This is a genomic window from Neomicrococcus lactis (assembly GCF_014200305.1).
Taxonomy (GTDB): domain Bacteria; phylum Actinomycetota; class Actinomycetes; order Actinomycetales; family Micrococcaceae; genus Neomicrococcus; species Neomicrococcus lactis.
Window position 1 is genome coordinate 2604990 of the sequence record NZ_JACHBL010000001.1, and the last position, 23012, is coordinate 2628001.

Genomic DNA, 23012 nt, shown 5'->3' on the forward strand with positions numbered 1-23012 from the left:
CCGCGGCTCTCGGGACTATTTGGCGGAAGCCGGACCACTGCTGTAGACAACGCCCGCAGCTGGGGACTTCGAGGAGAGCAACTGCGAGACCGTGACGAACTGGTAGCCCTCTGCGCTGAGTCGCTTGAGGATCTCCGGTACGGCGTCCACGGTGCTGGAGTGGATGTCATGCATCAGGACGATTGCGCCCGGGTGTGCGCTCGCTGTGGCCTCTTTGACCACGGCGTCACTGCTGAGGGACTTCCAGTCCACGGTGTCGACGTCCCAGAGGATCACGGGGTTGTGCGCCAGCTGGTTAACGCGCGAATTCGTAGCGCCGTAGGGTGGGCGAACCAGATTCGGGGCGTAGCCCAACACATTTGCGATGGCGTCAGAGGTGCTTTCGAGTTCTTGGCTCGCGCCTTCATCTGACAGCGTCGGCAAAGAGCGGTGGCTCCACGTATGGTTGCCGATCTCATGGCCGTTCGCGGCTTCCCTCATGAGGGTTTCTTTGTAGCGGCCCACGTTGGCGCCCACTACAAAGAAGGTGGCCTTCGCGTTGTATTGCTCCAAAGTGTCGAGCAGGCGCTGGGTGTAGGGGCCGGGACCATCATCAAACGTCAGAGCGATGCACTTGGTGACCGCGCAGTCCACCGAATTGCTACTCGGTGCAGCGGGAGCAGTCGGGGGAGCGGTGATGGTGGACGGAGCCGTGGTCTGCGCGCTTGAAGCTCCCGTGGAAGGGTTTGCAGCCGTCGTCTGAACGTTCGATGGAACCGTGGCGCCATTGGTTTGCGCGCTCATGCCTGCCTCGCGGGCGGCTTCACCTTGCTTGTTGAGCAAAGGGAGGAGGTCTTTCGCCGGAATGGTGATGACTTGAGGGCCCGCCGCGCCAGGTGCCACGGCGTACTCGTCAAACTCCACGAGACCGTTGCCGGCCGAGTCAAAGTTGAGGGACTTCAGGTACGTTCCATCGATCTGCTCAGCTTCCTCCGTGAAGGCGTCTGGGTCTTTCAGCAGTTCCGTCTTAGCGAGCTCAATCATGCGCTCGCGCGCCTCGTCATCTTTGAAAAGGTCGCGAGTGGTGAGGGCCTTGTGATCCTTCAAGAAATACCAAAGGGTTTGGAAACTGGTGGCGCCAGAAGCGCCCAAGAATTCGTAGCTCTCAAGCCGGACGCCGATGACGTCTTGAGTGGCTGCCGTGAGGACGGGCTGAATGTTCAGTTCTGGTTTGGCGACACCGGAGTCAAAAACCGGTTCGTGATCATTGGTGTAGTCATCAATCCACTGCTGAATGACGGCTTTTTGTGCGTCTCCGAGTTCCGAATGGCCAGCCAAGCTAAACCACCGGTAGAAGATGTGCAGATCTGCTTGCGAGGCGCTTTCTGGGTTCAGGCCGGGAACCGCATCCGTAGAAATGGTGGCCTGATCTTGGCCCGGCTCCGTGGAGATAGGGACTGGCGTGGTGACCGCGGCGGACTCGACAATGGATCCGCTGGAAGTGCTGCTGGAGGTGCTTGCCGGTGTGCACCCGGTCAAGAGAAAGGCGCTGATAGCTACTCCGCAGCTGGTTAAAAGGGCTGCTCGTGTAGTGAGTTTTCGGGCTCGACTAAGGCGGCTAGCGGGGTGAAGCATACCTATTAGTTTGTTCCGACAACCTCATACCTATGGACAAAAGTGGGGTTATTCAAGGAATTGTTATCTAACCGTTGTTCTCTGTTGTTCGTTGGAGGCGCAAAAGTCAGGGTCATTTTCGGGGTGCTTTGGGGTATCTCTTGGGCGGCGCATGCGATTAGATGGAGATATGCAAAACAGTCTATTAAGCACGGTTCTGAACGTCATTTGGCTGGTCTTTGGTGGTTTGTGGCTGGCGCTCGGCTACTTCTTGGCAGGCATCGTGTGCTGCCTTTTGATTGTGACGATTCCTTTCGGTATCGCTTCTTTCCGAATCGCCGCCTACGCGCTGTGGCCTTTTGGCCGCACCATCGTTGACCGCGGACCTACCCCTGGCGTGTTCTCCACTATTGGAAACGTCATCTGGATTCTGGTTGCTGGACTGTGGATCGCCATTGGCCACGTGGTAACCGCCATTCCAATGTTTGTCAGCATCATTGGCATTCCGTTGGGTATCGCCAATTTGAAACTTATCCCGGTGTCCTTGGTTCCATTGGGCAAGGTCATTGTCCCGAGCAACGCAATCTTCCCGCAGTATCAGCCGCGAAGCCCTGCTCCGTACGGAGCTGGAAGCTCTTACGGCGTTGGACGCTGATCGCACACTCTGATTGGAGTTGTCATGAAACCGTTGGTGACGTGCTTGTGGTTTGACGGGACCGCTTCGGAAGCCGTCCGGTTCTATACCGGACTCTTCGCGAATTCCACCTCGGGCGCAGCCGCAGCCGTTGCGGCAGAACAGGCTGGCGTGGCTGGTCAAAGTGAGCAGGAAGAACCCCTGGTCATTAACTTCACGATCAATGGTCAAGCCTTCCAAGCCCTCAACGGCGGACCACACTACAAGCCGACTCCGGCGACCTCTTTTGTGGTCAGTTGTAAGGATCAAGCAGAAGTTGACCATTATTGGGACGCCCTTACGGCTGATGGTGGCGAGGAATCCATGTGTGGCTGGCTCACGGATAAATACGGATTCTCATGGCAGATCGTCCCAGAACGCCTCGAAGAATTGATGACAACTTCGGATGCGGAAACCCAGCAACGGGTAGTGGATGCATTTATGAAGATGCGCAAACTGGATATTGCCGTCATTGAAGCTGCCGCAACAGGAAGTAATTCAAATTCTTAGAAGTTGTTATCTTTGAACAAACAAATGCGGCTATTCTTGGGGAAGCCGTAAATTAGTCGCGAGCATCAACTAGCAAACAGGCTGGAGCACCGCCCGCAACCACAGAAAGGCAAGTGACATGACGGAGCTTGATTCAAGCCTCAGTGGCATTTGGAATTTAGACCCAACCCACTCGCGCGTTGGCTTCCAAGCCCGCCACGCAATGGTGACCAAGGTTCGCGGTGCGTTCAATGACGTGCAAGGCCAGTTTGATTTCGATGCAAACGATATTTCGAAGACGAAGGTCGAACTCAAGGTCCGCGTTGAGAGCATCGATACCCGCAACGCCGATCGTGACAACCACTTGCGCACCAATGACTTCTTTGACGCGCCAACGCACCCGTACATCACCTTCGTTGGCAACAACGTTGACCAGGTGGATGAAAACTCGTTCATCATTTCCGGTGACTTGACCATCCGTGGCGTCACGAAGCCCATCACTGTTCCTCTCGAGCTCACGGGCATCCAGAAGGACCAGAATGGCGACATGCGCGCTGGCTTCGAAGGCTCCCGCCGCATTGACCGCCGCGATTACGGCCTCGAGTGGAATGTTCCTCTCGACCAGGGTGGCGTTTTGGTTTCCGAGCGCATCTCGCTTGAGTTTGAACTTTCTGCCGTAAAGCAGGGCTAATTTACCAGCAATTCTCGCTCTTTGAGTGGGGTTGGCAATCGCTTTTGGGCGGCGGCCAACCCCATTTTTGTTTTGCCAAATCTCTTAATTCCTTGAGTAGATTTCCCAAGTGACGCTCATCTCATTCATCGCCTAGCGAGCGATAGCTCAAGACATATCGATTCACTCCATTAGACCGGTGCGGATTCAGTCGGAAGTCCGCGACCAATCAAGACCACGTTCAATACCCCAGATCGCATTGACCGAAACCGTCGGGGGATCCGACTTGCGAGGCATCAAGACGACCGCCACCTAGGACCATGAAGACTGGGTTCTCAATGGAATCAAACTCTTCATCACCAATGGCATCAACTCACACTTGTTGGTTGTTGCGACATGGACTAACAATCCTTCCCCTCCGAATGTCGGCGGCATCCCCACCAACACGCTCACCGTCGTCAAGACGCCTAGTCTGGCAGCGTGTTGTAAAAAGCCGCGTGATCTGAAGAATCGCGCGCTGTGATGTCCGAGAAGAAGACGCTCTACAGAAAGCGCTGTGGAGCGTCTTCTTCTTACCAAAAATTGATGGGTGTTTTCGGGAACAATCACTATCTTCCAAGAGTTGAGTGAAGTAGACTCAAGTTTAGAAAATTGCTGAGCGGCGTCGTCGTAGTTTATGGCGCCACGCACCCTGAAAGGACAAGCAAAATAGTGGACACTAAATTCACCACCAAGAGCCAGGAGGCTCTTTCCGCGGCGGGGATGAATGCCTCCACCGCAGGAAACCCGCAAGTAGAACCCGCGCACTTGCTCAAAGCGCTCATGGATCAGCGCGAATCCGTAGCCGTGGCACTGCTCAAGGCCGCAGGGATTGATCCTGATTCGGTCTCGCGTCAGGCCAGCGCTGCCATCAAGTCATTGCCAACATCGTCTGGCACCTCGGTGGCTCAAGCGCAGTTCTCGCGCGGACTCCTGCAGGTTATTCAGGCTTCGCAACAGGCGGCCGAGCGCTACGGCGATACTTATGTTTCCACCGAGCACTTGCTGCTCGGCCTCTCCGCTGACAACGGCAAGGCCGGCGATGCTCTGCGTGAAGCCGGAGCCACCACTGATGCGCTGAACGCTGCACTCCCCGGAATCCGTGGCGACCGCAAGGTGGATAATCCGGACCCGGAGAACACCTTCCAAGCTCTCGAGAAGTTCGGCACGGACCTCACCGCCATTGCGCGGAGCGGAAAGCTGGACCCGGTCATTGGCCGTGACCAGGAAATCCGCCGCGTGGTACAGGTGCTGTCCCGCCGTACCAAGAACAACCCGGTACTCATCGGTGAGCCCGGTGTTGGTAAGACGGCTGTGGTTGAGGGCCTCGCCCAGCGCATGGTTGCGGGTGACGTTCCGGAATCGTTGCGTGGCAAGACGTTGATCAGTCTCGATCTGGGATCGATGATCGCTGGCGCCAAGTACCGCGGCGAATTCGAGGAACGCCTCAAGGCTGTTCTCGAAGAGATCAAGTCCTCTGACGGACAGATTGTCACGTTCATCGACGAGATTCACACCGTGGTGGGCGCTGGCGCTTCTGAAGGTGCCATGGACGCCGGCAACATGCTCAAGCCGATGCTGGCTCGTGGTGAGCTCCGTTTGATCGGCGCCACCACGTTGGACGAGTACCGCGAGAACATCGAGAAGGACCCGGCGCTCGAGCGTCGTTTCCAGCAGGTGTACGTGGGGGAGCCGAGCGTGGATGACACCATCGCGATCCTCCGTGGCCTCAAGGAACGCTACGAAGCGCACCACAAGGTCTCCATTGCCGACTCTGCGATTGTGGCCGCTGCTGCGTTGTCTGACCGCTACATCTCCGGACGTCAGTTGCCGGATAAGGCCATTGACCTCGTGGACGAGGCAGCTTCCCGACTGCGTATGGAGATCGATTCAGCGCCTGAGGAAATTGACCAGCTGCGCCGTGCCGTTGACCGTTTGACCATGGAAGAGCTCGCTCTCGAAGGCGAAACCGATCCATCGTCGGTGGAACGGCTTGCGGCGCTGCGCGAGGAAATGGCCAACAAGAAGGAAGAGTTGGACTCGCTCAATGCACGTTGGGAAGCCGAGAAGGCCGGCCTGAACATGGTGGGCGATCTCAAGGTGCAGTTGGATGATCTTCGCTCGCAAGCGGAGAAGTACCAACGCGACGGCGAACTCGAGAAGGCTTCGCGCTTGCTGTACGGCGAGATTCCAACGTTGGAAAAGCAGCTCGCGGAAGCACAGGCTGCCGAAGCCGATGACATGCCAACAGAACTCATGGTGTCCGAAGAAGTCACTGCAGATGACATCGCTGAAGTGATTCAGTCTTGGACGGGCATTCCGGCTGGCCGCATGCTCATGGGCGAATCGGAAAAGTTGCTGACGATGGAAGACCACTTGGGCGAACGCCTGATTGGCCAGAAGCACGCTGTTCAGGCGGTTTCGGATGCGGTTCGCCGTGCCCGTGCTGGCATCAGCGACCCCAACCGTCCTACCGGCTCCTTCCTCTTCCTTGGCCCCACGGGCGTTGGTAAGACGGAGCTCGCGAAAGCGCTCGCGGACTTCTTGTTTGACGATGACAAAGCGATGGTACGCATCGACATGTCTGAATACAGTGAGAAGCACAGCGTGTCTCGTCTCGTCGGCGCACCTCCGGGCTACGTCGGCTATGACGAGGGCGGTCAGCTGACCGAGGCCGTGCGCCGTCGTCCGTATTCCGTGGTGCTCCTGGATGAGGTCGAGAAGGCTCACCCTGAGGTCTTCGACATCCTCTTGCAGGTTCTCGATGACGGCCGTCTGACCGATGGCCAGGGTCGCACGGTGGACTTCCGCAACGTGATCCTGGTGCTGACCTCGAACTTGGGTAGCCAGTTCTTGGTGGACCAGACCATCGATGCCGCGGCCAAGAGGAGCGCGGTCATGAACGTGGTCAACGCGTCCTTCAAGCCGGAATTCTTGAACCGACTCGATGACGTGATCATGTTTGATCCACTGTCCCTCGAGGACCTCAGCCACATCGTTTCCCTGCAGGTCAGCCTGCTGGGCGAGCGCTTGGCAAGTCGCCGACTCACCCTCGAGGTGACGCCTGCGGCTTCGGATTGGCTAGCCTTCACCGGTTACGATCCCGCTTATGGCGCTCGTCCGTTGCGCCGCTTGGTGCAGCGCGAAATCGGCGACCGCATGGCCAAGGCCCTGCTTTCCGGCGAGATCCGCGATGGCGACAAGGTGCTTGTCGGCGTCAACGAAAGCGGCGACGGGCTGACGGTGACCGCTCACCACTAAGCCCGGATACACAAAGTGCCGCCGTCCTATCGAGGATGGCGGCACTTGCGTTTAATCGTGCGGTTAGCCCTTGCTGCTGGAACTTGGGCTTGGGCTAGGCGTTGCGGCCGGTTTGCTTGCCGGGGAGGACGACGACGCAGCTCCACTCTTGCTGGTCGGCGCGGCTGACGCGGCGGGCAAGAGAGAGGTTTTCGTGGTGGTTCCCTCAGACGTCAGGAAACAGCCGATCTCACGGTCGCCGGTTGCCCAGGTCTCTTTGGATGGGCGGCTGTATTCGTAGCGCCAGTTGACGCCACCCAGTGAAGCGACGTTGAGGGTGATGGCCTTGCATGCTTCGAGTCCGTCGGCGCTGACAGCCTCGTTGCCCGGGTAGCCGGGGTTCTGATTCTTGAGCTGTGGGTTGCCGATCAGCTGGGCGTTGTGATCGGTGGTGCAGGTAACCACAGTGGCTCTTTCGAGTGGACCAGCGAAGCTGCGGATGCAGTCACCCACCTGAAGCTGAGTGACGGGAACGTCCTTGGCGATGATGCCATCGATTCCAGGGTTGGCATTCCGTGACACCGTGGGCTCGTCCTCCGGCGTTGCTGAGGAGCGATTGATGGCGTTGAAGATACCGATCGCCAAGAGCGCAATCGCCACGACAGCCGCAATGAGCGCAAGAATGCGCTTTCGTGACCAACCTCCCTGTGGAGGCTCGTCCTGAGAGTCGTCGCTGTCCTCGTGCGGTTCATTGGCCATCTCGAAGAGCTGGTTATTGAGCGCGTTGTAGCGGTTTTCTGTCGGTTCTGGTGCGTCTGGAGAATCGTTCTTCACATTAGGTCCGAAATCGGTTGAAATAGTTTCAATCCAACTTTACGTGACCCTGCTCTCGAGACAATGTCATGCCTTGTAGGAGTGCACCTCTGCAAGGCATGTCTTGACGCGTCAAAAGCGGCAATTAGGGGTCAAACGTGTTAACCTTTACCTACGAAAGAATTGATACGGTCTTCCGGGGCCTCTCCCAGTTAATTGGGGGACCACCTCCGGATCGAGGAAAAAAGGGGGTCACGCCATGGGGCGCGGCCGTCAGAAGGCAAAAGCTACTCGTCAAGCCCGGGACATGAAGTATTACTCCCCGGCCACTGACCTGTCTGCCCTGGAGCGCGAACTTGGGGGAGCTCGCACCTCGAGCACCCGAAGCGCATCTCCAGTCGTACATGACGACTATGACGAGACTGATTACTCGTCATACGAGGACAAATATGCCGATTACGACGACGAGGACGACACCCGTCGTATCGGCTGATGCCCGATCGTAAAAACCAAGGCGATCCATTTTTGGATTCAGGCCATCAGGCTGCCCTACGCTCGATCGCTCGAGTTGTTCACGAAACCGCAACTGCCCATGATCCGTCATGGGCTTTAGAGGGTATTGTGAGCATGCTCGAGCGTCGGCGTGTCTTGGTCCTTACCGGCGCAGGTGTTTCCACCGACTCCGGAATCCCTGACTATCGCGGACCCAACGGTTCTCTCAAGCGTCACCGACCCATGACTTATCAAGAGTTCATGCATGATCCGGCGGCGCGGCACCGATATTGGGCCCGATCCTTCGTGGGCTGGCGCCATGTTGCCAAAGCTCAACCAAACTTCGTGCACCGCGCTATTGCTGCGCTTGAATCCCATGGTTTCGTCAGTGGCGTGGTCACTCAGAACGTGGACGGACTGCATCACGATGCCGGATCCACGAACGTCATTCCGCTTCATGGCGACCTCTCCATGGTCCAATGCCTCAATTGTGGTGCCGTGGAGGATCGCAGAAACTTCGATGAGCGGCTCGCAAGCGCCAACCCTGGCTACGTAGAGCGCATTGATCTAGATCCATCCGCCGTGAACCCAGACGGCGACGTAGCACTCTCTGACGAGCACGTAGCTGCATTCCACATGATCACCTGCTTGGTCTGTGGCTCTGAGGAGCTCAAGCCCAACGTGGTGTACTTCGGTGAATCAGTACCGAGAGATCGCAAGCAGCAGGTCAAAGAACTCGTGGACCAGAGCTCGTCCTTGCTGGTTATTGGCTCATCCCTCGCCGTTATGAGCGGCTACAAGTTCGTTTTGGATGCTGAGAAAGCCAATGAAGAAATTGGCATCATCAACGGCGGTCCAGGCCGAGGGGACCAGAAAGCCACGTACTTGTGGCGGACACAAATACGTCCCGCGATGACGCAAGTGCTTGATGCACTTGGTATCGCGGGACGCTAAGTATTTTTGACCTATTGGCAGTAACTGCCGGCCGGTTAGGCCAGCGCGTAGGCGCTTTGCATGACCACGGTTCCGCCGTCGACGCCCTTGGCACCCTGAACCACATCGAGTGGGTTCATGTGCTCGAAGTTCGCAGCCTTGGTGGCGTCCAAGGTCTCGACGCTACCCATGACCCAAGCGTTCACGCCGCGACTCGCGAGGCGAGCGATGGTCGTGTCAGCAGCCACTGGATCAACAATGGCAACCATGCCCACACCGAGGTTCAGCGTGCGCTCGAGGTCGTGCAGCGGCACGCCACCCAGCTGGGACACCAACGAGAAGACCGGTGGAAGCGACCACGTGGAGCGATCCACGGTAGCCACCAGGCCGGTAGGAAGAACGCGAGCCAAGTTCGCAGCAAGTCCACCACCGGTGATGTGGCTGAGGCCGTGCATCGGAGCCAAGGCTGGGTCCGAGGACGGCTGAGCGCCATTGAGGTAGCGGATCAGGTCCAAGCAATCGCCCGCGTAAACCTTCGTAGGCTCCAACAGTTCTTCGCCCAAGGTGCGGCCGAGTTCGCTGACTTCGCGCTCGAGTGCCCAACCTGCGTGGTTGATGACGCGACGAACCAAAGAATATCCATTGGAGTGCAGACCGCTAGACGCCATCGCGATGACGACGTCGCCGGGACGCACGCGCTCCGGGCCCAAGACCTGCGAAGCTTCAACGAGGCCGGTAGCCGCACCAGCGACGTCGTACTCATGCTCGCCCAGCAAGCCGGGGTGCTCCGCGGTCTCGCCACCAACGAGCGCGGTGCCCGCTTCTTGGCAAGCCGCGGCAATGCCGCTCACGATCGCCGCGATTCGCTCAGGCACCACCTTGCCGCACGCGATGTAGTCCGTCATGAAGAGCGGCTCAGCGCCGACCACCACAATGTCATCAACAACCATGCCCACGAGGTCGTAGCCGATCGTGTCGTGCTTATCGAGCGCCTGAGCGATTGCGACTTTCGTGCCGACGCCATCCGTGGACGTGGCCAAGAGTGGGCGCTTGTACTTCAGAAGTGCAGACGCATCGTAGAGACCAGCGAAACCGCCAACGCCGCCCAGAACGGAGGAGTTGTGCGTGCCCTTGATGGCTTCCTTCATGAGTTCAACGGCGCGGTCGCCGGCCTCCACATCAACTCCGGCGGAGGCGTAGGTGATGCCCTGTGGGACGTCTGACGTCATGCTTGTGATCCTTCCGGAGCGGGGGTGGTTGCTTTGATCGGCTCGCGATCTTGCGGCGTGAGGTCGGCTTCGAACTCGGCGTCTGGGCCGGGATCGCAACCGCCTTCGTAAGCGTCAACATCTACGGCAGATGCGGGCATGTCTTCAAGCGTCGCAGTTGGTGCGGCCTGAGTTGCTGGCGCAGCAGGTGCGGACTTGGCTACGGAACGCTCCAAGAAGTCCTTGCCGAGGCTGTCCTTGTTGGGCAGGTTGATGGGGTAGTTACCCGTGAAGCACGCGGTGCACAAGCGCTCACGCGGCTGCTGCGTGGCATCAATCATGCCCTCCTCGGAGATGTACGCGAGGGAATCCGCGCCAATCGAGGTGGTGATTTCAGCGATCGTGGCGCCGTTGGCGATGAGCTCCGCGCGGGACGCGAAGTCAATGCCGTAGAAGCACGGCCACTTGACCGGCGGGGAGGAAATCTTGACGTGAACCTCGGCCGCGCCAACTTCCCGCAGCATGCGCACGATGGCGCGCTGGGTGTTGCCGCGAACAATCGAGTCATCCACAACCACCACGCGCTTGCCCTTGATCACGGGCTCAAGAGCGTTGAGCTTGAGTCGGATGCCAAGCTGGCGAAGCGTCTGAGACGGCTGGATGAAGGTGCGGCCCACGTAGGCGTTCTTCACGAAGCCGTGCGCAAACGGGATGCCGGATTCTTCGGCGTAACCAATGGCGGCCGGGGTGCCGGATTCAGGAACTGGAATAACGATGTCCGCGGAAACTTCGCTTTCGCGGGCCAACTGACGGCCCATCTCTACGCGGGACTCGTACACGGAGCGGGCGTTGATGACGGCGTCCGGGCGAGCCAGGTACACGTACTCAAACACGCAGCCGGCGGGGGTTGCCTCGCCGAAGCGCGTAGAGCGCACACCGTTCTCGTCGATCGCGATCATTTCGCCGGGCTCTATTTCACGAATGAAGCTTGCGCCAACTGTGGCAAGGCCGGCCTGTTCTGAGGCAACAACCCAACCGTTGTCCAAACGGCCCAGCACCAAAGGACGCACGCCGTAGGTGTCGCGGGCCGCGTACAAGGTGGTCTCGTTCATGAAGACAAAGCAGAAAGCGCCGCGCAGTTTCGGCAGCAGCTCGAGTGCGGTCTCTTCGAGGGACTTGGATGGATCACCCTTGAGCAACGTGGTCACCAAAGCGGTGTCCGTGGTGTTGCCTTGAGCGATCTCGCCGCGTGGGCTGCCACCCTGCTCAGAGAACACCATGTCCATGAGTTCGGCGGAGTTGATGAGGTTACCGTTGTGCGCGAGGGCTACGGTGCCATCGGCGGTTGCGCCAAGAGTTGGCTGCGCGTTGGCCCAGTGGCTTGCTCCGGTGGTGGAATAACGGCAGTGGCCAACAGCAATGTGGCCGGTGAGAGCGTTCAGCGTGTTCTCGTCAAAGACCTGAGAGACCAAGCCCATGTCCTTGTACACATTGATGCGCTGGCCATCTGAGGTGGCAATACCAGCGGACTCTTGGCCGCGGTGCTGCAAAGCGTAGAGGCCGTAGTAGGCGAGTTTGGAAACTTCCTCGCCGGGCGCCCAAACGCCAAAGACACCACATTCGTCCTGTGGTCCCTTTTCACCGGGAAGTAAATCATGCGAAAGTAAGCCATCACCGCGTGCCATGGGGACTATTCTCTCATTCTTCGCAGGTCTGAGCCCCGCGCGTTAAGTTGGTGGGAAAAGCTGAACCCTGAAGGTTTTTCGCGATTACTGCTCGTCGACTTCGACGGCCGTCAATCGCGTACTCTTTCGAGCCAGCACGCGGTCCAAAACGAGGTACGCCACGGAGCCGAGGCCCGCGCCGACGATTCCTAGCAGGATCGCGAAATAGCCAAAGACTGACTGATCCGAAAATTCGTCCGTCGAGCTTTGAAAGCCCATGGTCACGATGAGTGCGGCGAGTACTCCCACGAGCGCTCCGCCAACAAAAAACGGCCAGAACTTAGGGGACAAGCGAACATCAACATCGATTTTTTCCGGAGAGGACATGCCTTAAGGGTACCCGCATCGCGCCGGCCCAAAGGCCCTCATGACGGACCAGAAACGTGAGCTTCGCGGCATCCTTGGGGCGAGCGGCACGCGTTAGAGCGGCAAATATGCGGAAAGATCCGCGCGCAGACCGGAAGCGTTCACTTTTCCCAGTACGACGGCGCCGTCCCACGTCTGCTGCCCCGTAGCCAGTTCCAGCCACGTGGCGGCGTCCATTTCGACGACGTTCGGTGGCGTTCCGCGCGTATGCCGCGGTCCGTCAATACATTGCGTCACGCCAAACGGGGGCACCCGGACTTCGACAGAATTTCCGGGTGCTTGCTCGGCTAGCTCTTCGAGAAGGTAGCGCACCGCCATCGCTAGCCGCGGACGAGGAAGCGTCTCTTCGGCTTCCTGCGCGCGCAACCACTGGCTGACCGCAAACTGACCATCCTCGGGTGAGATGCGTCGTCGTACTGCCATGGAATCTAGTCTTCCAACAGGTCCATCACGGGGCGAGCCAAGCGGATCTTGCCGTGCGGCTGGCCGCCGCCAAGCACGGGTGGAACCACCTTCGGTAGGACTTCTTGCACCTTCTCGACGGAGATGGCGCCGGCGTTGGCTAAGAGCGTGAGGCCTACGAGCGTTGCGGCGCGGCCGTTGCCGTCCAGCATCTTGATGGCGCACGCGGTGCCGTCTGGGGCGCCGAGGATGAGGACGCCTTCCGCGCCGAGCTTGGAGATGACCTCGAGCTCTTCCATGACCACGGTGTTTTCTTCGCCGTGACCTTGGACGGCCCAGGGGTAGTCCAGCATCGCGGTGGCGATGGTGGCAGCGCGGGCATCGGAGGACTTGTCGCCAGGAGCGGCCGCAAGCTTGCTCGTGGCGCGCGCCAAGCCAACGAGCTCGATGGCGGGAACGGGAGCGCCACAGCCGTCAACGGCAATGTTGGCGAGCGGGGACTCCGTGAATTCTTCGACGGTCTCGAGGACTGCCTGCTGCAACGGGTGCTTAGGGTCCAAGTAGTTTTCGATCGGCCAGCCGTTCTCCACGCAGGCCATGAGGAACGCTGCGTGCTTTCCCGAGCAGTTGAAGGCCAAGCGGTTTGGCTCGCCCGTGGTGCGGCTTATTTCGAGGCGGGTCTCGGCGTGCTTTGGCCACGCGGTAGGGCACTGAAGTGCTGACTCATCAAGGTTTGCGAGGTGCAACATTTCGAGTGCTGCGCGCTGGTGCTCGAAGGATCCCACATGAGAGGCGGAAGCGAGCGCAACGTGAGCGCCGCGCAAGGGCACGCCTGCGCGCATCGACGCAAGCGTCTGGAAAGGCTTGAGCGTGGAGCGAGGGAAGATCGACGCCCGGGAATCGCCCAGCTCAGCAATGATATTTCCGTCGCGACCAACGACCACGGCGGCTCCCGCATGTCGAGATTCCACCCATCCGTTACGTTCAACGACGGCCAATTCTTCGGAGCGCGACAAAGTCAGGGGGTAAGACATATATAGGAGTCTACGGGGCTAACGGTAGGGTTATGGGCGTGAAAGTACTTGTGTTGGGCCCCGGTGGTCGTGAACATGCAATCGTCAAAGCTCTCTTGCGGGATTCCGCGGTTACTGAGGTGCACTGTGCGCCAGGAAACGCCGGCATTGCCCAAGAGGTAACCGTCCACGCGATCAACGCGAGCGATTCTGCCGCTGTCGTGGCTCTTGCCCAGCAGCTGAGCGTTGACTTGGTGGTCGTCGGACCGGAAGCGCCGTTGGCCGCTGGTGTCGCGGATGCTCTCGTCGAAGCAGCCATTCCAGTCTTCGGCCCGTCCAAAGCGGCTGCGCAGCTCGAAGCCTCCAAGGCCTTCGCCAAGCAGATCATGGCTCAGGCCGAAGTGCCTACCGCTATGGCCCGCGTCGCTGAGAACGAAGCAGAAGCCGCCGAGGCGCTCGACGTTTTCGGTGCACCGTACGTGGTCAAGGATGACGGACTCGCTGCAGGCAAGGGCGTCGTCGTTACCTCTGATCGATACGAAGCGCTCGAGCACGCCAAGGCATGCTTTGCTGCCGGCGGCACCGTGGTCATTGAGGAATACCTTGACGGACCGGAAGTTTCCCTCTTTGTGCTCAGCGATGGACACCACGCGGTGCCGCTCGAGCCAGCCCAAGATTTCAAGCGCATCTTCGATAACGACGAAGGCGCAAACACCGGCGGCATGGGCGCCTACACGCCATTGCCATGGTTGCCAGCAGGTTTCGTGGACGAGGTCATCGACCGCGTGGCACTGCCCGTGATTCGCACGATGTCTGACCGCGGCACCCCGTTCGTGGGCGTCTTGTACTGCGGACTCGCGCTGACCTCTCGCGGCATTCGCGTCATCGAATTCAACGCTCGCTTCGGCGACCCTGAGACGCAGGCCGTCTTGGCTCGCCTCCAAACCCCGCTTGGCGGTTTGTTGCTTGCGGCAGCTCGCGGCGAACTGGACCAGATCGAAGCGCTCCGCTGGGATTCGAAGTCGGCGGTCGGCGTCGTACTGTCATCCCCGGGATATCCGGACGCGCCGACGACCGGCGGAACTCTCACGGGACTGCGCGAGGCCGAGGAAAACGGAGCGTCCGTCCTGCACGCAGGCACGGCGCTCAATGACGCGGGCGACGTGGTCAGCGCTGGCGGACGCGTACTGAGCGTTGTGGCACTTGGCGAATCATTGGAAGCAGCGCGCGACGCCGCCTACGAGGGCATCGCCAAGATCAGCCTCGACGGCGGACACTACCGCACGGACATTGCACAAAAAGCGATCAACGGTGAGATCACCGTGGCACGGGGAGCGCACAACGCATGAGCAACACCGCTAACGGCGTCCTAGCCCTCGAGGGCTGGGACCACATTTACTCGGGCAAGATCCGCGACCTCTATGTCCCGGCGGGAACCACCGTGGAAGAGGCCAACCGCGTCTTGGTGGTTGCAAGTGACAAGATCTCGGCCTACGACTTTGTGCTGGATTCCGTCATTCCGGACAAGGGCAAGATCCTCACGCAGCTGAGCCTCTGGTGGTTCGAGCAGCTCTCGGGCGTGCCAAACCACGTGGTTTCCACGGATGTTCCTTCTGAGGTCGCCGGGCGAGCCATGGTGTGCTCCAACCTGGAAATGTTCACGATCGAATGCATCGCGCGCGGATACCTTACCGGCTCTGGCCTTGCCGAATACCGCCAGTCCGGAACTGTGACCGGCTTGCCGCTTCCCGAAGGTCTCGAAGACGGATCTCGCTTGGAGCCGGCCATCTTCACTCCGTCGGCGAAGGCCGAGGTTGGCGAGCACGACGAAAACATCACCTTCGAACAGACCATTGACCGGGTGGGCGAAATCGTGGCCGAAGAGCTGCGCGAACTCACACTCAAGGTCTACAGCACGGCAGAGCGCATCGCTCGCGACCGCGGCATCATCTTGGCTGACACCAAGGTTGAGTTTGGTCGGGACCGCGAAACCGGCCGCATTACGCTGGGCGACGAAGTGCTGACGCCCGACTCCTCGCGCTTCTGGGACGGGGCAACCTATGCTCCCGGAAAGTCTCAGGACTCCTTCGACAAGCAATTCGTACGCGACTGGCTCACGTCGCCAGCCTCCGGCTGGGACAAGAACTCGGGCGAGAAGCCACCCGTGCTTCCCGAGGAGATTATCGAGAAGACCCGTGCGCGTTACGTCGACGCCTACGAGCGTCTGACCGGACTCACGTTCTCCGCATAACTCTTCTGAGCTCATCGCTCAACCAAAAGTGCCGCGTTAGAAATACACATGTTCAACGAATGAAGGCCCAACATCCACGCGAGTCGTGGAGCTGGGCCTTCTGTCGTTTAGCACTGCCGTCGGCGGACAGCCGTGGGTGTCGGCAGCTACGAAGCTCCGTGTCCCAAGCTGTCTTGCCATGCCTGATTGAGCGTCGCGTAGCGGCCACCGCCAGCGATGAGATCGGCAGGGGAACCGTCCTCGACGATCTCTCCGCCGTGAACCACCAACACACGGTCCGCGATCTCCACGGTGGAGAGGCGGTGCGCGATGATGATCGCAGTCCGGTTGCCCAGCAGCTGCTGCAGGCCGTTCTGAACTAGGCGTTCGCTCGGTAGATCCAGCGAAGAAGTCGCCTCATCCAGGATGAGAATCGCGGGGTCGGCGAGGAACGCGCGGGCAAACGAAATGAGCTGGCGCTGTCCCGCGGAGACGCGGCCGCCACGCTTGTGGACGTCCGTGTCATAGCCTTCGGGAAGCTTCTCGATGAACTCGTGTGCACCGACTGCGCGGGCAGCCAAGATGATCTCGTCACGCGACGCCGTGGGCTTTCCCAACGCAATGTTGTCCGCCACCGTGCCGCTGAAGAGGAAGGCCTCTTGAGTCACCATGACAATCGCGCGGCTCAGATCCTTTGCGGTGAGCTTCCGCAGCGGCACGCCGTCGATGAGCACTTCGCCGTCGCGCACGTCGTAGAAGCGCGCCACGATCTTGGCGAGCGTGGACTTGCCAGCCCCGGTTTGACCCACCACGGCGACGGTCTGCCCGGCCGGAATGGTGAGGTCGAAGTGGTCCATGACGGTGGGGCCGTTGCCGTAACCGAATTCGACGTTCTTGAACTCAATCCGTCCCTTCGCGTCCTTCAACTGGATTGGGTGCGGATCCTCCACGATCGTGGGCTCTTCCTCGAGGAGGCCGGAGACCTTTTCCAGTGCTGCCGTAGCGGACTGGAGTGAGCTGTAGAAGTTGGCGATTTCGTCGACGGGGGAGAACACACGCTTTGACGCGAGCAAGAGCGCCACCAGCGTTCCCACCATGAGCGTGCCTTCAATAACTCGCATGCCGCCGACGAGGAGCACAGCGGCGACGGTCAGGTTGCCAATCAGCACAAGAGTGGGCTGCAAGATGCCAAAGAGATTGATGGACTTGATGGAGTTCTCGCGGTAGTCCATCGCGACGTCGTGATAGGTCACGTCGTTCTCAGCCTCGCGGCGGAATGCTTTGACGGCACGGATGCCGGTCATGGTTTCCATGAAGGTCGAGATCAGTCGGGCCGACACCACACGGGATTCCCGGTAAAGCACTTCGGAGCGCTTTTGGTACCACCGGAAAATAATGGCGATCGGGATGCTAGCGACCACCACCACGAGGAAGCTCAACGGATCCAGGATCAGGATGGAAGCGCCGGTGAACACCACAAACAGCACGCCGGAGACCAGAGAGGACAAACCTTGGTCCAAGAACTCGCGCAAGGTCTCCACATCGGAGGTCTGCCGGGAAATGATGCGGCCGGAGGTGTACTTTTCGTGGAACTCGAGGCTCAGTCGCTGTGTATGGCGGAAGACCCGCAAACGCAGGTCCAGGAGCATAGCTTGGCTGACGCGCTTCGAGTTCACTTCGTACCAGCCCAGCAACGGACCGGAAGCAAGCGCAGCCAGCAAGTACAACCCACCCACCACGGCGAGCGGGACCCAGTCGTTTCGCTGGGCCGCAGGAAGCGCCCAGTCGATGGCCCACGCAATCAGCAGCGGGAAGGAGGTGCGGGCGAGCGTCGAGAGCACGATCAGCACCGTGGTGAGCACCAGCAGCGCCTTGGTGGGCGCGGCCAGAGAACCCAGCAATTTCAGCGACCGTCTCCGCACGCGCTTACGCTCGGCGGCATCGAGCTGGATGAGGTCTTCGTTGGCGACTCCGCGTACGTCGCTCATTTACAGAACCTCCTCAACCGTTGGTGCTTGTTCAAAGCTCGAGATGACATCCCGATAATCCGCATTGCGGGCCAGCATCTCGGCGTGTGTGCCCACGTCCACGATCGTGCCGTCCTTCAGCAGGGCCACGCGATCCGCGAGCACCACAGTGGAGGGGCGGTGCGCAACGATCAGCGTCGTCGTCCTTTGCAACGCCACCCGCAGATTCTCCGTGACCTTTTCCTCGGTGCGCACGTCGAGTGCGGACAGTGGATCGTCGAGCACCAGCACGCTGGGCTTCGCGGCGATGGCGCGGGCCAGCGAGAGACGCTGACGTTGACCGCCGGACAGCGAGAGGCCTTGTTCTCCAATCATCGTGTTCACGCCTTCAGGCAGCTCATTCACGAAGTCTGCTTCGGCAACCGCAAGGGCTTCCTTCAGAGCGGCTTCGGTGCGCTCAGGAGCGCCGAGAAGCACGTTGTCCCGCACTGTGGAGGAGAACAGGATGGAATCTTCAAACGCGATCGAGACTCGCGAGCGCACCGTCTCCAAATCCAGTTCGCGCAGGTCCACACCGTTGAGCAGAATGCGTCCGCCCGTGACGTCATAGAGCCGCGGGACAAGCTCGCACAGCGCGGACTTGCCGGAGCCCGTCACGCCCACGAGCGCCATGGTTTCGCCGGGGCGCACCGCGAGATTTACGTCCTTCAGTATCGGAGCGTCGGGGGCATCAGCGAACGCGAAGCTGACATTCTGCAGTTCCAGAGACGCAGATTTTGAGGACGACGCCGCAGCTGGGGTCCCACCGTCCACGTCCGGGAAGGGCTTGGGTTGCGCGGGGGACGTGATGGTGTTGACGGAATCGCGAACATCGAAGTAGCGATCAAGCGCCGTCTTGGTCGCAAATGTCATGCCGAGAAGCATGCCTACGCTTTCCACCGGTCGAGCCAGCACCGCGGCGGTGGCAAAGAACGCCACGAGGCCGCCCACAGTGAGCTGCTGGTGGACAACTAGCCACGTGCCAAGGATCAGGCCCAAGGCGAGGACGATTTCCGGCACTGACACGATAACTGCGAGGAAAGCGCCGAGAGTCTTTGCTTTAGAGATCTCGGTTTCGCGCAAGGTTTGAGCGCGGGTTTCGAAACCGTCGAGGGCTTCCTGGCCGCGGCCGAATGCCTTGAGAACGCGAATGCCTTGAACGGACTCTTCGACGTTGGTGGCGAGGTCGCCAGCTTGGTCTTGGGACAAACGGCTCACGACGCGAAAGCGATTACGGAAGTAGAAGCTGCGAATCACGACCGGGATAGCGCCGAGCAAATACAGCACGCCCAAGATCCAGCTCGAGCTGAACATGACGCCGAGACCCACGATGATCGTGACCGTCGAGACCACGAACATGATGGCACCGAACGCCAACCAGCGGCGGGTATGGCTCAAGTCCGCCATGGAGCGGGAGAGCAACTGGCCGGACGCCCACTTGTCATGGAAGCTCACGGGAAGTTGCTGCAAGTGCTTGAACAAGCCAATACGCATCTCAGCTTCGAGCAAGGAAGCGGGGGTGATGACGAAGACGCGGCGCAGGTAAATGAAGAATGCTTCGAGAGCGCCAAGAACGGCGACGATGGCAGTGACCCACAACAGCGCGGAGGTGGGAGTGCCTGGATGAAGAACGTTGTTGACGAGCTCACCCATGACCTGCGGAATGGCCAGGGCGACGATGCCCGCGGCAAGTGCGGCGAGGAATCCGCCGAAGAGGCGCCACGAATAAGGCTTAACGAAGGGGCCCAAGCGTTTGAGCGTGCCAAACAGCGTGGTGGTTTCTGCAGTTCTAGATTCAGTCTTCACTCGAATACATTCCGCGTTATCTCTCAACCAGATCCTGCGGGAGGCTGGCCGTTATTGAACTAAGCGGCTCGAGCGGTCAACCTCAACAAGACGGCCTCTGGGCGACAGGCCACACGGATGGGTGCAAACCGTGAGGTGCCAATCCCGGCGGACACTTCCAAAGGAATGGTGCGTCGAGTCGCAGCAGTGCCTGCCGACCACGTGCTCAAACCCCGAGCCTGACTGGTTGGCAGATCACAATTACTTACTAGAGCACCATACCCCGGGACGCACACTTGTCCACCATGAGTGTGCCCGGCGAGGACCATGTCTGCGCCTGACTCGGTGAAATAGTTGAGCACCCGTTGATACGGAGCGTGCGCCAACGCAATCCGCGGGCGGACCGCGGAAGGTGAGGCAGCGTCGTCGTTCTCTAATGGGCTTCCCTCAGCGGGCCAGCCAGCGTATTTCTCGTAACCCAAGTGAGGATCATCGACGCCAGAGAAATCAAACTGCTGCCCGGCGATCTCAGCAGTGAAGGTGGCGTTGGTGGCGTTGAGCCAACCCGCGTCCTCGAAGCCGCGGTGCATATCGCGCCAGGGCAATTCGAGGTCCTTTGGGGGAGCGCCGTCGAGAGACGAGGGGCCCTTGAAATAGCGCAGAGGGTTCTTCAACTTCGGCGCGAAGTAGCAATTGGAGCCCGGCACAAAAACTCCCGGGAAGCGCATAAGCGGCTCGAGTGCATCGAGGAGCGCGGGGACGGCCTCGGGATGGGAGAGGTTATCTCCCGTATTGATCACCACGTCAGGGGAGAGGTCCGCCAACTCGGCGAGCCAGCGCTTCTTCTTGGCCTGGCCGGGGATGAAGTGAATGTCGGAAATGTGCAGGACCGTGAGGTCGCGGTAGCCCGCAGGGAGGACCGGAACGGTCTCCTGACGGACCTTGAACTGGTTCTTTTCCCACAGCCCATAGGCGAGGCCAGCGGTGCCGGATAGGGCTAAAGCCCCCGTTGTGCGAACGAGGGCTTTAGCGAGGCGATGAGAAGTGCTCGGTGTGGTCACGGACTAGCCGTTACCGTTTCCGTTGTCGTTGTTACCGGTCGTGGAATCGTTCGACGTTCCATCGGTTTGACCTCCCGTGGTGGAACCGCCTTCATCGCGACCAGTGTTGGAAGGCGTGTAGCTCGATCCTGGAAGAGGCGTGATCGTTGAGCTAGGCGCCCGATCAGGTTCGCCGAAGCTCTCGGCTGGGTAGTACTTGACGACGTCCTTCATGTAGGCGAGCCAGAGTGGGCTAGCAAACGTTGCGGAGTCAGCGTATTCGTACGTACGGCCGTTGATCTTGGTGCCGAAAATGGACTTGTTGGAGTCGTTACGGCCTACCCAAGCAACCGTGGCGATGCCCGTGGAGTAACCAGAGAACCACGTGGAAGCCGCACCATTCGAGGTACCGGTCTTACCTGCGATCGGCGTATCGCTCATGGTGTTCTTAGCAACGCGCTGACCTGCGATCTTGGACAACGTACCGTTCAGGTTTCGAACCACGTTCTCGTCGAGAACCTTCTCGCACGAAACATCAGGAACCTTGTAGGTGTTGCCCTTGCGGTCCGTTACGGATTCAAGTGCGCGAGGCTCGCAGCGAGTGCCCTTGTTGGCGAAGGAGCTGAAAGCAGCTGCCGTTGCCAGTGGGGTCACGTTTTCCGTACCCAGCACGAACGGCGGGTTAGCCGCACGCTGGATTTCCTGACCCGTGCTTGGGTTCTTGTAGGTAGGAGTCATGAGCTTCAAACGAGCTGCAATGTCCTGAACCTTGCACAAGTCGATCTCGGCGGCCTCAGCCACCGTGGCGGTGTTGATAGACCAGTACAGGCCATACTCAACCGTCATCCTGCGCTTGAAGCCATCGGACGCGTTGTTGACATTCCATCCACCCTTTTCAGCGTTGATGGAGTGCGTGTAACCACGTGGCAAGCACGAGGCGGTCCAACGGTAATCGTTCGGATAGAAATCGCGGCTGGCGTCGATCTCGTCCCACATGTTCTTGCCGGACTCGAGCCAAGCCAGCGTGGTCATCGGCTTCATGGTGGAACCACCCTGGAAGCCGCCAGAACCACCCGTGGCGCGATCCGTGTTGAAGTTGTACTCCGTGTACTGGGAGCCGTCTTGCGGAGAGTAGATCTTGTTCTGAGCCATCGCAAGGATGTTGCCGGTCTTTGGCTCCACGGAAACGATGGCCGTGCCGAGCGTCGATTCGTCATCAGCCGGGATCGCCTTGCGGGTCTCCTTCTCGGCTTCCTTCTGGAGACGAGAATCCAACGTGGTCTTGATGGTCAAACCACCGCGGAACAGCAAACGCGTGCGATCAGCAACGGTTGCGCCAAATGCGGAGTCGTTTTCAATCAAGTGGGTGATGTAGTCGCAGAAGTTGTTCGCGTACGAAGCCGCGAAGCACCCGGACTTGATTTCCTTGACCTTGAGTCCCAGTGGGGACTTCACAGCGGAGTTGTATTCAGCCTGCGTGATCTTGCCCGTGTCCAACATCTTTGACAGAACCACGTTGCGACGCTTGAGGGTCAGCTCTGGGTTCTTGAGAGGGTTGAAGGCAACCGGGCGCTGCACCATTCCAGCGAGCATGGCGGACTGCTGGATGTTGAGCTTGGAAGCAGGAATGGAGAAGAAGCGCTGAGCCGCAGCCTCTACGCCGTAGGTGGTGCCGCTGAAGAGCACGATGTTCAAGTAGCCATCGAGAATTTCATCCTTTGTGTACTTGTTCTCAACGGCTACCGCGAGCTTTGCTTCGCGCAGCTTGTCCTGGATGTTCTTGTTTCCGGAGAGTGTGAGCTTGGAACGATCCACGCCGTTTTCAACGTCAGTGTTGATGAGGACGTTATTCACGTACTGCTGCGTGAGGGTCGAAGCACCCTGGGTGCTCGACGAAGTGAGGTTATTGATGAGCGCACGGCCGATACCGCGGGGGTCCACGCCGTTGTGCTCGTAGAAGCGCTCATCCTCGATGGAGATGATGGCGTCCTTCATGTTCTGCGAGATCTTGTCGATCGTCACAGGCACGCGGTTCTCCGCGTAGAACGTGGCGAGTACATTCCCGTCTTTGTCCAACACCTTGGAAGGCTCGGCGAGTGGAGACTCGTCCAGTTCCGCGGGCAGATTGCTAAATGCTTCGATGCCAGCTGTTGCGGCGTTGCCGGCGACCATAGCGCCAGGAACCAACAAACCGGCCGCGAGAACACCGCACAAGCCAGCGATGCCAAAGAAAGAAACAATTCTTCCCAGCGTCGTGGCAGTGTCAAAGAAGTGTGAATTACGCTGCGCCATGCGG

General features: G+C 59.5%; 19 protein-coding genes. 8 read left to right on the forward strand and 11 right to left on the reverse strand.

Features of this window, described 5'->3' with window-relative positions; all coding sequences use genetic code 11:
- Positions 1-15: 15 nt before the first annotated feature.
- The gene (locus tag BKA12_RS11840; RefSeq protein WP_183644154.1) at positions 16-1518 is read right to left on the reverse strand and encodes a polysaccharide deacetylase family protein; all 1503 of its coding nucleotides are present in this window, start codon (positions 1516-1518) and stop codon (positions 16-18) included.
- A gap of 265 nt (positions 1519-1783) precedes the next feature.
- Between BKA12_RS11840 and BKA12_RS11845 the strand changes: the two genes are divergently transcribed.
- The 4 genes from BKA12_RS11845 to clpB all read left to right on the forward strand — a co-directional run bounded on the left by BKA12_RS11845 (position 1784) and on the right by clpB (position 6725).
- Positions 1784-2248: a YccF domain-containing protein gene (locus BKA12_RS11845; RefSeq protein WP_183644156.1), complete on the forward strand. Its 465-nt coding sequence runs from the start codon at positions 1784-1786 to the stop codon at positions 2246-2248.
- A 24-nt stretch (positions 2249-2272) separates the two neighbouring features.
- Positions 2273-2776: a VOC family protein gene (locus BKA12_RS11850; RefSeq protein ID WP_183644159.1), complete on the forward strand. Its 504-nt coding sequence runs from the start codon at positions 2273-2275 to the stop codon at positions 2774-2776.
- Between the two features lie 118 nt (positions 2777-2894).
- Complete coding sequence (locus tag BKA12_RS11855; RefSeq protein WP_183644162.1) at positions 2895-3446, forward strand: YceI family protein; 552 nt, start codon at positions 2895-2897, stop codon at positions 3444-3446.
- 690 nt (positions 3447-4136) lie between these two features.
- A complete protein-coding gene (clpB, locus tag BKA12_RS11860) occupies positions 4137-6725 on the forward strand; it encodes an ATP-dependent chaperone ClpB (RefSeq protein WP_183644164.1) in 2589 nt (862 codons plus the stop codon).
- A gap of 63 nt (positions 6726-6788) precedes the next feature.
- Here the strand turns inward: clpB and BKA12_RS11865 are convergent, their stop codons facing one another.
- On the reverse strand, positions 6789-7538 hold the full coding sequence (locus BKA12_RS11865) for a hypothetical protein (RefSeq protein ID WP_183644167.1): 750 nt from the start codon (positions 7536-7538) through the stop codon (positions 6789-6791).
- A gap of 238 nt (positions 7539-7776) precedes the next feature.
- Here BKA12_RS11865 and BKA12_RS11870 point away from each other — a divergent pair, with 238 nt between their 5' ends.
- Both BKA12_RS11870 and BKA12_RS11875 read left to right on the forward strand, forming a co-directional pair.
- Positions 7777-8010 carry a DUF3073 domain-containing protein gene (locus tag BKA12_RS11870; RefSeq protein ID WP_183644170.1) on the forward strand — a complete coding sequence of 78 codons (234 nt, stop codon included), beginning with the start codon at positions 7777-7779 and terminating at the stop codon, positions 8008-8010.
- The gene (locus BKA12_RS11875) at positions 8010-8963 is read left to right on the forward strand and encodes a Sir2 family NAD-dependent protein deacetylase (protein WP_183644173.1); all 954 of its coding nucleotides are present in this window, start codon (positions 8010-8012) and stop codon (positions 8961-8963) included. The genes BKA12_RS11870 and BKA12_RS11875 overlap by 1 nt, the downstream gene beginning before the upstream one ends.
- Before the next feature lie 35 nt (positions 8964-8998).
- On the opposite strand, the gene purM is transcribed toward BKA12_RS11875, so the two are convergent.
- From purM to BKA12_RS11900, 5 genes are all read right to left on the reverse strand, one after another.
- Positions 8999-10171 (reverse strand): phosphoribosylformylglycinamidine cyclo-ligase, encoded by a 1173-nt coding sequence (gene purM / locus BKA12_RS11880; protein ID WP_183644176.1) that lies wholly within the window; start codon positions 10169-10171, stop codon positions 8999-9001.
- Positions 10168-11835, reverse strand: coding sequence for an amidophosphoribosyltransferase (gene purF / locus BKA12_RS11885; protein WP_183644179.1), 1668 nt, complete (start codon positions 11833-11835; stop codon positions 10168-10170). Before purF ends, purM begins: the two co-directional genes overlap by 4 nt.
- 84 nt (positions 11836-11919) lie before the next feature.
- Positions 11920-12201, reverse strand: coding sequence for a hypothetical protein (locus tag BKA12_RS11890; RefSeq protein ID WP_183644181.1), 282 nt, complete (start codon positions 12199-12201; stop codon positions 11920-11922).
- Between the two features lie 93 nt (positions 12202-12294).
- Positions 12295-12663: a sterol carrier family protein gene (locus tag BKA12_RS11895; protein ID WP_183644184.1), complete on the reverse strand. Its 369-nt coding sequence runs from the start codon at positions 12661-12663 to the stop codon at positions 12295-12297.
- Between the two features lie 5 nt (positions 12664-12668).
- Complete coding sequence (locus BKA12_RS11900) at positions 12669-13676, reverse strand: asparaginase (protein ID WP_183644187.1); 1008 nt, start codon at positions 13674-13676, stop codon at positions 12669-12671.
- A 32-nt stretch (positions 13677-13708) separates the two neighbouring features.
- Between BKA12_RS11900 and purD the strand changes: the two genes are divergently transcribed.
- Positions 13709-15004 (forward strand): phosphoribosylamine--glycine ligase, encoded by a 1296-nt coding sequence (gene purD, locus BKA12_RS11905; RefSeq protein WP_183644190.1) that lies wholly within the window; start codon positions 13709-13711, stop codon positions 15002-15004.
- Entirely contained in the window at positions 15001-15906 is a 906-nt protein-coding gene (locus tag BKA12_RS11910; protein WP_183644193.1) for a phosphoribosylaminoimidazolesuccinocarboxamide synthase, read from the forward strand. The genes purD and BKA12_RS11910 overlap by 4 nt, the downstream gene beginning before the upstream one ends.
- A 146-nt stretch (positions 15907-16052) precedes the next feature.
- Here the strand turns inward: BKA12_RS11910 and BKA12_RS11915 are convergent, their stop codons facing one another.
- The 4 genes from BKA12_RS11915 to BKA12_RS11930 are packed head-to-tail and all read right to left on the reverse strand — an operon-like array spanning position 16053 to position 23008.
- Complete coding sequence (locus BKA12_RS11915) at positions 16053-17873, reverse strand: ABC transporter ATP-binding protein (protein ID WP_183644196.1); 1821 nt, start codon at positions 17871-17873, stop codon at positions 16053-16055.
- Positions 17874-19697, reverse strand: coding sequence for an ABC transporter transmembrane domain-containing protein (locus BKA12_RS11920; protein WP_183644200.1), 1824 nt, complete (start codon positions 19695-19697; stop codon positions 17874-17876).
- Between the two features lie 59 nt (positions 19698-19756).
- Positions 19757-20737: a metallophosphoesterase gene (locus BKA12_RS11925; protein WP_183644202.1), complete on the reverse strand. Its 981-nt coding sequence runs from the start codon at positions 20735-20737 to the stop codon at positions 19757-19759.
- Between the two features lie 3 nt (positions 20738-20740).
- Entirely contained in the window at positions 20741-23008 is a 2268-nt protein-coding gene (locus tag BKA12_RS11930; RefSeq protein ID WP_183644205.1) for a transglycosylase domain-containing protein, read from the reverse strand.
- Between the last annotated feature and the right edge of the window lie 4 nt (positions 23009-23012).

Coding starts and splice junctions, on each gene's coding strand:
- BKA12_RS11845 (WP_183644156.1), top strand. CDS start 1,784: ATGCAAAACAGTCTATTAAGCACGGTTCTGAACGTCATTTGGCTGGTC.
- BKA12_RS11850 (WP_183644159.1), top strand. CDS start 2,273: ATGAAACCGTTGGTGACGTGCTTGTGGTTTGACGGGACCGCTTCGGAA.
- BKA12_RS11855 (WP_183644162.1), top strand. CDS start 2,895: ATGACGGAGCTTGATTCAAGCCTCAGTGGCATTTGGAATTTAGACCCA.
- BKA12_RS11870 (WP_183644170.1), top strand. CDS start 7,777: ATGGGGCGCGGCCGTCAGAAGGCAAAAGCTACTCGTCAAGCCCGGGAC.
- BKA12_RS11875 (WP_183644173.1), top strand. CDS start 8,010: ATGCCCGATCGTAAAAACCAAGGCGATCCATTTTTGGATTCAGGCCAT.
- purM (WP_183644176.1), bottom strand. CDS start 10,171: ATGACGTCAGACGTCCCACAGGGCATCACCTACGCCTCCGCCGGAGTT.
- purF (WP_183644179.1), bottom strand. CDS start 11,835: ATGGCACGCGGTGATGGCTTACTTTCGCATGATTTACTTCCCGGTGAA.
- BKA12_RS11890 (WP_183644181.1), bottom strand. CDS start 12,201: ATGTCCTCTCCGGAAAAAATCGATGTTGATGTTCGCTTGTCCCCTAAG.
- BKA12_RS11895 (WP_183644184.1), bottom strand. CDS start 12,663: ATGGCAGTACGACGACGCATCTCACCCGAGGATGGTCAGTTTGCGGTC.
- BKA12_RS11900 (WP_183644187.1), bottom strand. CDS start 13,676: ATGTCTTACCCCCTGACTTTGTCGCGCTCCGAAGAATTGGCCGTCGTT.
- purD (WP_183644190.1), top strand. CDS start 13,709: ATGGGCGTGAAAGTACTTGTGTTGGGCCCCGGTGGTCGTGAACATGCA.
- BKA12_RS11910 (WP_183644193.1), top strand. CDS start 15,001: ATGAGCAACACCGCTAACGGCGTCCTAGCCCTCGAGGGCTGGGACCAC.
- BKA12_RS11915 (WP_183644196.1), bottom strand. CDS start 17,873: ATGAGCGACGTACGCGGAGTCGCCAACGAAGACCTCATCCAGCTCGAT.
- BKA12_RS11930 (WP_183644205.1), bottom strand. CDS start 23,008: ATGGCGCAGCGTAATTCACACTTCTTTGACACTGCCACGACGCTGGGA.